General features: G+C 70.4%; 11 protein-coding genes. 7 read left to right on the top strand and 4 right to left on the bottom strand.

What is annotated here, in order from left to right:
* From JWQ91_RS02005 to JWQ91_RS01980, 6 genes are all read left to right on the top strand, one after another.
* On the top strand, positions 1-553 hold a 553-nt coding region (locus JWQ91_RS02005; RefSeq protein WP_297780101.1), incomplete at its 5' end, for a hypothetical protein.
* Between the two features lie 82 nt (positions 554-635).
* On the top strand, positions 636-1,826 hold the full coding sequence (locus JWQ91_RS02000; RefSeq protein WP_297780097.1) for an alkane 1-monooxygenase: 1,191 nt from the start codon (positions 636-638) through the stop codon (positions 1,824-1,826).
* The gene (locus JWQ91_RS01995; RefSeq protein WP_297780095.1) at positions 1,823-2,053 is read left to right on the top strand and encodes a rubredoxin; all 231 of its coding nucleotides are present in this window, start codon (positions 1,823-1,825) and stop codon (positions 2,051-2,053) included. The genes JWQ91_RS02000 and JWQ91_RS01995 overlap by 4 nt, the downstream gene beginning before the upstream one ends.
* Positions 2,050-2,214, top strand: coding sequence for a rubredoxin (locus JWQ91_RS01990; RefSeq protein WP_297780091.1), 165 nt, complete (start codon positions 2,050-2,052; stop codon positions 2,212-2,214). The genes JWQ91_RS01995 and JWQ91_RS01990 overlap by 4 nt, the downstream gene beginning before the upstream one ends.
* 4 nt (positions 2,215-2,218) lie before the next feature.
* Positions 2,219-3,412: an FAD-dependent oxidoreductase gene (locus tag JWQ91_RS01985; protein ID WP_297780088.1), complete on the top strand. Its 1,194-nt coding sequence runs from the start codon at positions 2,219-2,221 to the stop codon at positions 3,410-3,412.
* The gene (locus tag JWQ91_RS01980; RefSeq protein ID WP_297780085.1) at positions 3,409-4,005 is read left to right on the top strand and encodes a TetR family transcriptional regulator; all 597 of its coding nucleotides are present in this window, start codon (positions 3,409-3,411) and stop codon (positions 4,003-4,005) included. Before JWQ91_RS01985 ends, JWQ91_RS01980 begins: the two co-directional genes overlap by 4 nt.
* A 9-nt stretch (positions 4,006-4,014) precedes the next feature.
* On the opposite strand, the gene JWQ91_RS01975 is transcribed toward JWQ91_RS01980, so the two are convergent.
* The 3 genes from JWQ91_RS01975 to JWQ91_RS01965 are packed head-to-tail and all read right to left on the bottom strand — an operon-like array spanning position 4,015 to position 6,511.
* On the bottom strand, positions 4,015-4,413 hold the full coding sequence (locus tag JWQ91_RS01975) for a DUF2149 domain-containing protein (RefSeq protein WP_297780084.1): 399 nt from the start codon (positions 4,411-4,413) through the stop codon (positions 4,015-4,017).
* Positions 4,410-5,216 carry a MotA/TolQ/ExbB proton channel family protein gene (locus tag JWQ91_RS01970; RefSeq protein WP_297780081.1) on the bottom strand — a complete coding sequence of 269 codons (807 nt, stop codon included), beginning with the start codon at positions 5,214-5,216 and terminating at the stop codon, positions 4,410-4,412. The genes JWQ91_RS01975 and JWQ91_RS01970 overlap by 4 nt, the downstream gene beginning before the upstream one ends.
* Positions 5,213-6,511, bottom strand: coding sequence for a PKD domain-containing protein (locus JWQ91_RS01965; RefSeq protein ID WP_297780078.1), 1,299 nt, complete (start codon positions 6,509-6,511; stop codon positions 5,213-5,215). The genes JWQ91_RS01970 and JWQ91_RS01965 overlap by 4 nt, the downstream gene beginning before the upstream one ends.
* A 174-nt stretch (positions 6,512-6,685) precedes the next feature.
* Between JWQ91_RS01965 and JWQ91_RS01960 the strand changes: the two genes are divergently transcribed.
* Entirely contained in the window at positions 6,686-8,986 is a 2,301-nt protein-coding gene (locus JWQ91_RS01960) for an EAL domain-containing protein (protein WP_297780076.1), read from the top strand.
* A 7-nt stretch (positions 8,987-8,993) separates the two neighbouring features.
* Here JWQ91_RS01960 and JWQ91_RS01955 read toward each other — a convergent pair whose 3' ends face one another.
* Positions 8,994-10,541 (bottom strand): phospholipid carrier-dependent glycosyltransferase, encoded by a 1,548-nt coding sequence (locus JWQ91_RS01955; RefSeq protein ID WP_297780074.1) that lies wholly within the window; start codon positions 10,539-10,541, stop codon positions 8,994-8,996.
* Positions 10,542-10,548 lie beyond the last annotated feature (7 nt).

The following is a 10,548-nucleotide window of genomic DNA, read 5'->3' as shown; positions in this document are numbered from 1 at the left end:
CGCTCCCAGCAAGGCCGTGATCCGTGCCAAGACCGGTCTGGCGTCGGTCTACGGTCCGTCAACCCCCGATCACCTCGCACTCCTGAGTCTCAACCTCGCCAATTGGGACGACCTCCCGCTGCTGGGACCGGTGACCGTCGCGGCACTCAAGTTGCTCTTGGGCAACAAGCTGCTGGCGGTCAAGGCTCAAATCGGTGCTACGGCCGGCCAAGGTGGGCCTACCGATCTCACGTTCGCGGCGTCCTCAAGCGGCACGTCGATTCCGTCTCAATCTGTGTCCGCGACGTCCAACGTCCTCAATCTGCAGGTCAAGGACACCACGGTCTCCCTTCTCTCAGGCAGTCTTCTGGGGGATTTGCTCGGCGCCCTCCTGGCGCCGCTGCTGAATGCCATCGTGAGCGGCATCGTGTTGCCGCTGGTCAATGGACCGGTCAACACGTTGCTGTCCACTCTCCTTTATCCCGTCTTCAGCCTGCTCGGCGTGAAGATCGCCCAGACCGACGTGAGGGTCCACGGGAAGATCGATTGCCAGACGGTCCAGCTCGTCGGATAGCCCACCCCTCCCTTGCCACCCAACTTTACATTTGCTACCTTTGTGTAAAGCGCCGCTCCCAAGGCGCACAAGGAGGAGCACCATGACGATTGAAGCAACCGTCGACGGGACGGCCATCCAATGGCGTGACAGGAAGCGCTACCTGTGGATCATCGGGGCCATCGTGCCGCTGGTCCCGGTCGCCATGTGGGGGCTCTACTCGCTCACCGACTCGACGCTCGCGTGGTACTTCGGGCCGTTCTTCGTCTTCGTCATCATCCCGATCGTCGACCTGGTCGTCGGCCGCGACAGCGAGAACCCGCCGGAGGAGATCCTGGAGCAGCTCGAGGACGACCGCTACTACCGCTGGATCACCTACGCGTTCATCCCGCTGCAGGTCACCGGCCTGATCTGGGGCGCCTACCTGCTGGGTGGCGGCACCCTCCCGGGCATCGAGGACCCGATGACCGTGGCGCAGAAGATCGGCCTGGCCCTCGGCCTCGGCATGGTCGCCGGCATCGGCATCAACACGGCGCACGAGCTGGGCCACAAGAAGGAGGAGTACGAGCGCTGGTTCGCCCGCGCCGCGCTCGCGCAGACGTTCTACGGCCACTTCTTCATCGAGCACAACCGCGGCCACCACGTCCGTGTCGCGACGCCGGAGGACCCGGCCAGCGGACGCCTCGGCGAGACGGTCTGGGAGTTCATGCCGCGGACCGTGACCGGCAGCCTCAAGAGCGCGTGGGAGCTGGAGAAGAAGCGCTTCGCCCGTCTCAAGACCTCGCACTGGTCGGTCAAGAACGATGTGCTCAACGCCTGGGCGTTCTCGATCGTCCTGTGGGGCGGCCTGATGATCGCCTTCGGTTGGCAGATCTTCCCCTACCTCGTGCTCCAGGCGATCGCCGGCATCTGGCTGCTGGAGTCGGTCAACTACCTCGAGCACTACGGCATGAAGCGCCAGAAGCTGGAGTCCGGCCGCTACGAGCGGGTCAACCCCAGCCACAGCTGGAACTCCAACAACATCGGCACCAACGTCCTGCTCTACCACCTGCAGCGGCACAGCGACCACCACGCCAACCCGACCCGCCGCTACCAGGCGCTGCGCGACTTCAAGCAGGCGCCGGTCCTTCCCACGGGCTACGCGGGCATGATCGTGCTGAGCTGGGTGCCGCAGATCTGGCGGGGCGTCATGGACCGCAAGGTCGTGGACCACTACGACGGCGACCTGTCGCGGGCCAACGTGCACCCGCGGATGGCCAAGCGCTACGCCCGGAAGTACGGGGTCGCCGCATGAGCCAGTTCGTCTGCCCCAACTGCGAGTACATGTACGACGAGGAGCCGGGCAACCCCCGCGAGGGATGGCCCGCCGGCACCGCGTTCGCCGACATCGACCCCGACTGGACCTGCCCGGACTGCGGCGTCCGGGAGCAGGTGGACTTCGTCCCGGTCGCGGAGTTCGAGCGCAACGACCAGGACGGCAACATCATCGCCGCCGAGACACGCCATCGAGGAGATTCATGAAGCGTTGGGAATGCCAGCAGTGCGGGTTCATCTACGACGAGGCCGAGGGCTGGCTCGAGGAGGACATCCCGGCCGGGACCAAGTGGGAGGACATCCCCGACGACTGGACGTGCCCCGACTGCGGCGCGGCCAAGGCCGACTTCGTGATGGTCGAGCTCTGATCCGATGACGCATCGCACCGTCATCGTCGGGACCGGGATCGCCGGCGTCAGCGCGGCCGCCGCGCTGCGCTCGGCCGGCTACGAGGGCGCCATCGACCTGATCGGTGACGACCCGGAGCTGCCCTACCGGCGACCCCCGGTGTCGAAGGAGATCATCCGCGGCGACAAGACCGCCGACGAGATCCGCATCAAGAAGGCCGAGTGGTTCGACGCCCAGGACATCACCCTGCGCACGGGCCAGCACGTGCTCTCGATCGACACCGCTGCACGCGCCGTCCGGCTCGGCCCCGACGAGGGCATCCTGTACGACCACCTGCTCCTCGCGACCGGGGGACGGGCCCGCAGCCCGTGGGGCGCCTCCGGAGTCCGTACGCTGCGCGGTCTCGCCGACGTCCCCCGACTGCACGGCGAGCTGGCCGCTGGCACCAGGATCGTGGTCGTCGGCGCAGGCCTGATCGGCTCGGAGATCGCCGCCAGCGCGCGCGAGCTCGGCTGCGAGGTCACGCTGCTGGAGACGGCGTCCCAGCCGTTGCCGCGCCTGTTGCCGCCGCGGCTCGGCGACATGTACGTCGACCTGCACAAGCAGGCCGGCACCGATCTGCACACCGGCGTCATGGTCTCCTCGATCACCGACGTGGATGGCGAGACGGTCGTGCGCGCGGTCGACGGGCGCACGTGGTCGGCCCCCGTGGTCGTCGTCGCCGTCGGGATGGAGCCGAACGTCGAGCTCGCCGCGGAGGCCGGTCTCGAGATCGCGTCCCCCGCCGAGGGCGGCGGGATCGTCGTCGACGCCCTCGGGCGCACGTCCGCACCAGGTGTCTTCGCCGCGGGTGACGTCGCCAACCAACCCAACGGCGTCCTGGGCGGTCGCCACCGGGTCGAGCACTGGCAGGGCGCGCAGAACCACGGCACCGCGGTCGGCAAGGTCATGGCCGGCGGGGACGATCCGTTCGTGGAGGTCCCGTGGTGCTGGTCCGACCAGTACGGCTCGACGCTGCAGGTCACCGGCTGGCCGCAGGCTTCGCACGAGATGGTCGTCCGCGGCTCGCTGGACGACCGGGACTTCACGGCGTATCTCCTCGACGACGGCGTGATCCGCGGTGCCGTCTCGATCGGCCGGCCCCGCGAGATCCGCACCGCCCGGGCGTGGATCGGGGCGCAGGAGCGCCTGGCCGACGTGCTCGAGGACGAGTCATGACCGTCGGCGCTCCCGGCGCGGCACCCGTGAGGGTGCGCCTCCTCGACGCCGCGCAGGCCATGATCGAGGCCAGTGGCTGGTCGTCAGTCACGATGTCGGGCGTCGCGGCCGGGGCGGGCGTGAGTCGGCAGACCGTCTACAACGAGTTCGGCACCAAGCACGGCCTGGCGTCCCACCTCGCGATGCGCGAGCTGGAGCGATTCCTCGACGTCGTGCGCGAACGCATGCAGGGCGAGACCGAGATCATCGCAGGCCTGCGCTCGGCGTGCGAGGGCGTCCTGGACATGGGGGAGCGCAGCCTGCTGGTCCGCACGATCGTCGGCTCGCTGCCCGACGAGCACGACATCGACTTCCTGCGGATCCTGACGACCGAGTCCGGCGAGATCGTCGAGGGCTCGGTCGCCGTGGTCAAGCAGAACGTCGTCGAGCTCTACCCGCCGACGCCCCTGACCGACGCCGAGCTCGAGGTCATGGTCGAGCTCGCCGTGCGGCTCGTGCTGTCGGCGATCACCCGACCGTCGAAGGCCCCGGCCGCGGCCGCCGACGAGATCGCCTGGGTCGTCGGGCTGGCGCTCAAGGGCGCCCGAGGCTGACCGTCCGGGTCAGGGTGTCGGGGTCGGGACCGACGGGGTCCCGGTCGTCCCCGGCGTGGGGGTCGGCGTGGGTGCCTGGGGGGTGGCCGAGCCGCCGCCGGTGACGTAGACCAGCCGGCCGTCCGCGAGGCGGTAGACCGTGCCCACCGGGGTGCCCCGACCCACGGTCTTGACGCCCTCGTCCGGGACGTCCTCGAGCGTCTCGCCGGGCTTGATCGTGACCTCGCCGAGCGCGGGCTTGGTGAGCCCACCGTCGTTGACGGCGTCGGACAGGCCGAGCGAGGACAGCGCGGCCAGCAGGAACGCCACGGCCAGCACGATGCCGATGTCGAACATGTTGACCAGGCCGTCGAGGGGGTCGCCGGCGTGCTCCTGCCGGATGCGGGCGCGGGGGGTGACGGTGATCATGGGCGGCGCTCCGTCGTCGAGTCCGGTGGGGCGAGGCGCGGGACCTGGACGGCGTCGGCCGAGCTCACCACCGGCGGGGGAGTGTCCAGCGAGGAGGTGCTGGTGTGCGCCGGCGGCGGGACCGCGGAGCTGACGTGCGTCGGGGCCGGCGCGGTGTCCGGCAGGATCGACGCCGCGGCCGAGCCGTCGTCGGTGAGGATCGCCGCGACGTACTCGAGATCGGAGAAGTCCTGACCGTACAACCGTTCCCGCACCAGCGACAGCAGCAGCGCGAGCGCGCCGACCAGGATGCCCAGGACCGTGATGCTGAACGCGAGCCGCAGGTTCTCCGTCAGCGTGTCGACGTCACCGCGGGCCAGGCCATCGAGCGCGGGGGTCAGCGGAATCAGGGTCCCCATCAGGCCCAGTGCCGGGCCGATCCGCACCAGCAGGCGGGTCCGGCCGAGCCGGGCCTGGCGGCCGAAGTCGAAGTCCGCGAGCTGCTTGTTGATGCGGATGTCAGCCCCGGGCTTGCTGACCGCGTCGACCAGGACCGTGAACGCCTTGCCGATCGGCGCGCTCCACGCGACCTTCTGCAGCAGGGCGGACGCCTCGTCCGTACGCCCGGCGTCCACCGCGCGTCGCGCCGCGGCGCCGGCCCTGGCCAGCGAGCTGAATCTGCGGCTGCGACGCCGGATGAGCTCGGTGATGAACGCCCCGAGCTCGACCAGCACCGCCGCGAGGGCCAGCAGCGTCAAGATCACGACCGGGAGCTCCAGCACCTTCGCAACGCGGAAGATGATGTCGTAGATGTTGTCGCTCATGCACGTCTCCTGAGGTGGCGCAGGTGGGTCCGGATCCATCGAGTCTCACTGGCGGCTCCCGCGCCGAGGAGCAGGACCACGGCGACCGCGGCCACCGCCCAGGTCGTGATCTCGCGCCGCCTGGACGCCTGAGTCGCCGCGGCCGTCTCGGGCGTGTCCCGGGTGCCGGGGATGCGCTCGACCGTGCCGCCCGGGGCGATCTCCGCGCCAGCCAGGACGTAGCCCTCGACCTGCTGGAGGCCGTCGTCGACCGGGCCGGACTGGTCGTCGAGCGGCGATCCCTCGTCCGGGACCGCTCCGGGCAGGCTGCCGACGCCCGGGTCGAACGGCGGGACGTAGCCGCCGCCCACACCGCCGCCACCGAATCCTCCGCCGGTGCCCCCGCCTCCAGTACCGCCGCCGGTGCCGCCGCCCGTGCCCGAGCTGGGCGCCGTGGGCGGCTTGGCGACCTTGACCTCGAGGGCGGGCGTACGTCCGTAGGAGCCGTTGGCGCCGCGCACCGTCGCGACGACGGGATAGGTGCCCTTTGTGGCGTACGACCGGGTCGCCTTCTCCGCGTCGGCGGTCCTGCCGTCGCCGAAGTCCCACCGCGTCGAGATGATCCGGGTGCCGGGCGCGTTGGCGAACGTCACCGAGAACGTGTTCCTCTGCTTGGTCTTGACGTCGGTGCCGGCGCTGGCCTTGACGGCCGGCTCGAGCAGCTTGCCGGTCGTGTGGAACGTCAGGACCAACGCGCCGCTGACCGTGAAGATGTCCGAGGCGTTGACGTCGTCACGGGAGCCCCGCAGCGGCCGGACGTAGCCGATCCCGTCCTCGGTGACGTGGACCGCGGGCGGCAGGTTGTCGTCGAACGGGTAGTCGTTGCCGCTGGGGTCGGCCAGGTCGGCGTCGGACAGCACGGCGGGGACATGCGCAGCGTTGGGCGTCTCGGAGAACGTGACCGCCGAGCCGAGCCCGGCGTCGTCCGGGTCCACGCTCTCGAGCAGGTGGTGCAGGGACAGCCCCTGCGGGACCACGGGACCGCGTACCTCCTTGGCGCCGGGCGTCTTGCGGGTGTAGTAGGCCGGGTCCTGGAGGTCGGCCCAGTCGGCGACCTGGTCGGGCGTGACGGTGTACGACTTGTCGACCGTCTCCCGGCCGTCGACCGTCGAGACGATGTTGACGACGACACAGCTGGTCGCGGGGGCGGGGCACGGGTCGGCGGCTGCTGCGGGGGAGGACACCACGACGGGGATCGACGCCGTGAGCAGGGCGGCCGCGAGGAGGGCCTGGGACCTCCGGGCCAGCCGAGACACGATCACGTTCCTCCCGAGGAGCGATGAATTGCCATTATGGACCGCCGAACGGCGATGGTGCAGGTGACCTGGGTGAGCGTGCGGACAACCGAACGCGTCCCGTCACGCGTACCCCGTCGGCGTGGATCATCACGGTTCCGGGGACGTTGGACACCGCTCGGCCTATCATTCGACGTGGCCATTCTCCGATCCACGCCGAGGGCGGCGCCCGACCGCTCCGAGCGACGGTTCGAGCTCGTCATCATGGTCATCGCCCTGGTCGCGATCTGCTTCCGCACGTCGCAGTGGCGGCTGGGTCTCCCGGACCTCTCGGTCGTCTCGGTCGTGGCCCTCCTGCTCGTGCCGCTCGCGGTGCGCGCCCAGATCACGATCTCGCGCGGCTCCACCGACCTGACCCTGGGCGCGTCGGCCGCGGCCCTGTTCGCCTCCGACGTCACGTCCCAGTCCTCGGTCCTGCCGATCTGGGCCGTCATCGTGGCGATCAGCTATGCCGTGTTCTACCGCGACGAGACGTGGGGCCAGTTCCGCGCCGCGATCCAGGTGCTCGGCGGGGCGGCGCTCGTGCGGGCCGCCGAGGTGACCGACATCGGCTACCAGCCGTACGACCGGGTGTTCACGGGCCTCGCGACGTACTTCGCCGTCATCACGGCGCTCGAGCTCGCCCGCCGCAACGTCGCGCCCGACGCAGCGGACGGCCGTGGACTGCGCCTGCGGTGGACGTGGACGTTCCTGGTCGGGCTCCTGGTGTTCTACGTCGGCTGCCTGCTGTCCGTCCTGCGGTGGATCGAGGCCGACCGGTCGCTCCCGGTCGGGCCGAGCATCGTCGTGCTGTTCGTCGGGATGGCCGCGACCGGGGTCGGTCTCCTGATGCGCAACCGGGAGCTGCACCGCAGCGTCGCGGCGCTCTCGGGCGCGGCGATGGCGATGCCCTGGCCGAGAGAGCTGATCGACGGCACCCTGGGGCGGTGGGGTGCCCGCGGCCTGCGGGTCGAGCAGGTCGAGGTGTGCGACCAGCCGGGGTCGCGGTGGGACTTCAGCGTCCCGCTGGTCGACGGCCGCTTCGTGGTCGCCCGACGGTCGCCCGGCGACCTGCCCTTCACCCAGGTCGAGATGAACGTCGTCGAGGCGCTCGCCAACATGTCCGACCGGTCCCGCCGCGAGTCCGAGCAGATCGAGGAGCTCCGTGACCGGGCCAACACCGACGGCCTCACGGGCCTGTCGACGTACACCTACTTCCGCGAGGTGCTGGCGGGCGTCAGCACCTCCCGGCGGCCGGGGGAGTCCATCGCGATCGTGTTCATCGACCTCGACGGCTTCAAGGAGATCAACGACCGCTACGGGCACGTTGCGGGCGACACGGCGCTCCAGGTCGTGGCGTCGCGGCTGCTCGCCCACACCGGCGACCGGCTGGCGGTGACCCGCTACGGCGGTGACGAGTTCGCGCTCCTGGTCCGGGACGTCACCGACTACGGCGCCCTCACGGCCGAGTGCGAGCGGCTCAAGCAGCTCGTGGCCGAGCCCGTCGTGATCGGGGAGGACACGATCCGGCTCCGGGCCAGCATGGGGTCGGCGATGTCGTCGAGCCCCGACGACAGCATGGAGGACATCGTCCGGGCCGCCGACCAGCAGATGTACCAGCGCAAGCGCGCGATCCACGCCCGCGACGGCGAGATGGCGTCGCGGATCGACCAGACGATGCGCCGCGCGATCGTCGACGGACGCCTCGCCACGGCGTACCAGCCGGTCGTCCGGCTCGACGTCGACGAGATCCGGGGCATGGAGGTGCTGGTCCGCCACACCGACCCCGAGCTCGGCTCGATCCCGCCGCCGATCATCGTGGAGTCCGCGATCCGGCTCAACCTGCTCGACGACCTGACGCTGCAGGTGCTGGACCAGGCCATCGCCACGATGATCGAGTGCCGGTCGATCACCCCGGAGATGACCGAGTTCGCGATCAACCTCGAGATCGAGCAGATCGCGACCTGGAGCCCGCTCGTCGAGCGGATCGCGCAGTGCGAGGCCCAGTCCGGGATCCGCCCCATCATCGAGATCTCGGAGAGCTCGATCGGCCGGTGGACCGACACGCACGCCCGGATCGCCGAACGTCTGGGGGCCCACGGCGTGGCGATCTCGATCGACGACTTCGGGTCCGGCTACGCGCACATCGCCTCGCTCTACCTGCCCGAGGCGAGCGCCGTGAAGCTGGACCGCTCGCTGGTCATCGACCTGGACAACCCGCGCCAGGCCAAGGTCGTCACGCGCATCACCGAGCTCCTGGTCGAGCTGGGGTTCTGGGTCGTGGCGGAGGGCATCACGCAGCCGTCCGAGGCCGAGGTCCTCGGGGCGGCCGGGGCGACGCACGGCCAGGGCTATCTGTACGGCATGCCGCTCGACCGCGAGCTGACCGTCGCGCGCCTGCGGCAGCACGGCCTGGCCCCGATCGCCGCACCGCGGGTGGACTCGCCCGGGGCCTGACCCGCGATCAGATCCAGCGGGACAGCCACATCCGGTCACGCCACGAGTCGTACGGGATGAGCCCGTCGACGTACACGGGGTGGAAGTACCAGAACGTCACGGCGACCAGGGCCACGAACAGCGTGATCGTGCCGGCGGAGATGCGGCGCAGCACGGGGGTGGGGGACAGCCGGATCATGGCGTCGGCGACCAGACTGATCGCGATGATCGTGAACGGGACGACCGTCACGGCGTAGAAGGAGAAGATCGGCCGGTCGTCGTTGAGGAACCACGGCAGCCAGCAGACCAGCGCGCCGACCACGGGGACGCCCCAGCGCCAGTCGCGGGTCGCGATCCAGGTGACCAGGGCGGCGACGAGGGCCACGGCCCCGGTCCACCAGAGGATCGGGTTGCCGAGGATCAGGATCTCCCGCATGCACGACGAGCCGGAGCCGGCGCCGCACCGGGCCGCCGGGAGGTCGTTGACGGCGTCGGCGCTGACGGGGCGCAGCTGCAGGAGCCAGCCCCACGGGCTCGACTGGTAGGGGTGCGTCGCGGTGTCGAGGTCCTTGGTGTGGAAGTCGTACGTCATGACGTGGAAGTGCCACAGGGAGCGGAACGCGTCGCGGGTCTGGCCCAGGAAGCCGCTTGCGGGGTGGTCGACGTAGGACCCCCACGGCTTCGAGTAGTCACCGTAGCCGCGGCCGAACCGCATCTCGTACGCCTGGTGGTGGATCAGGAAACCGGTCCAGGTGACGAGGTAGACGAGCCCCGCGACGACGACGATCGAGACGAATGCCGGGATCCCGACGACCAGGGTCGTGCGCACCCAGCCGGGTCGGCTCGGCTCGGCCGGTGCGGCGGCGATCGGCGTGCGGCGGCGGGCCAGGACCTCCCAGGCGACCGCGAGCACCCCGAAGACCGCGAGGACGTACACGCCGCTCCACTTCGTCGCGCACGCCATGCCGAAGCTGACGCCGGCCAGGAGCTGCCACGGACGGACCAGGGGCCGGCGGTCGAGCCGGTCCCGGATCCAGTCGCGGTCGGCGACCAGGCAGGCGACGCCGCACAGGATCCAGAACGCCAGGAACACGTCGAGCAGGGCCAGCCGGGACATCACGAAGTGCATCCCGTCGAGCGTCAGCAGCAGCCCCGCGAGGCAGCCCACGACGGTCGATCCCGTGAGGCGGCGGACCAGGCGGGCCAGGACCAGGACCGAGAGGGCGCCGACCACGACGGCGGAGATCCGCCAGCCGAACGAGTCGAAGCCGAACAGCCACTCGCCCAGCGCGATGACCCACTTGCCCCCGTCGGGGTGCACGATCCAGGACGGCTCCCCGGTCAGGATCCCGTCCAGGTCGCCGCGGACGACGCTGGCGTTGGCCTTGTCGGTGAAGTCCTGGACGTACCCGTGCTGGAGCAGCGACCAGGCGTCCTTGCCGTAGTAGGTCTCGTCGAACACGAACTTGTTGGGGTAGCCGACGTTCCACACCCGCAGGACGAACGCGAGCAGCGCGACCCCGATGGGTCCGATCCACCCCCACGCCCGATCGGGGATGCGTTGCAGGACCGTCACGCCGACC

It is taken from the genome of Aeromicrobium sp. (assembly GCF_025965075.1).
Taxonomy (GTDB): Bacteria; Actinomycetota; Actinomycetes; order Propionibacteriales; family Nocardioidaceae; genus Aeromicrobium.
Note: the sequence above shows the minus strand (reverse complement) of the source record. Positions and strands in the feature narration are given on the sequence as shown.

What these genes read in the sequence shown, in the direction of transcription:
- JWQ91_RS02000 (WP_297780097.1), top strand. Translation starts at nt 636, where the DNA reads ATGACGATTGAAGCAACCGTCGACGGGACGGCCATCCAATGGCGTGAC.
- JWQ91_RS01995 (WP_297780095.1), top strand. Translation starts at nt 1,823, where the DNA reads ATGAGCCAGTTCGTCTGCCCCAACTGCGAGTACATGTACGACGAGGAG.
- JWQ91_RS01990 (WP_297780091.1), top strand. Translation starts at nt 2,050, where the DNA reads ATGAAGCGTTGGGAATGCCAGCAGTGCGGGTTCATCTACGACGAGGCC.
- JWQ91_RS01985 (WP_297780088.1), top strand. Translation starts at nt 2,219, where the DNA reads ATGACGCATCGCACCGTCATCGTCGGGACCGGGATCGCCGGCGTCAGC.
- JWQ91_RS01980 (WP_297780085.1), top strand. Translation starts at nt 3,409, where the DNA reads ATGACCGTCGGCGCTCCCGGCGCGGCACCCGTGAGGGTGCGCCTCCTC.
- JWQ91_RS01975 (WP_297780084.1), bottom strand. Translation starts at nt 4,413, where the DNA reads ATGATCACCGTCACCCCCCGCGCCCGCATCCGGCAGGAGCACGCCGGC.
- JWQ91_RS01970 (WP_297780081.1), bottom strand. Translation starts at nt 5,216, where the DNA reads ATGAGCGACAACATCTACGACATCATCTTCCGCGTTGCGAAGGTGCTG.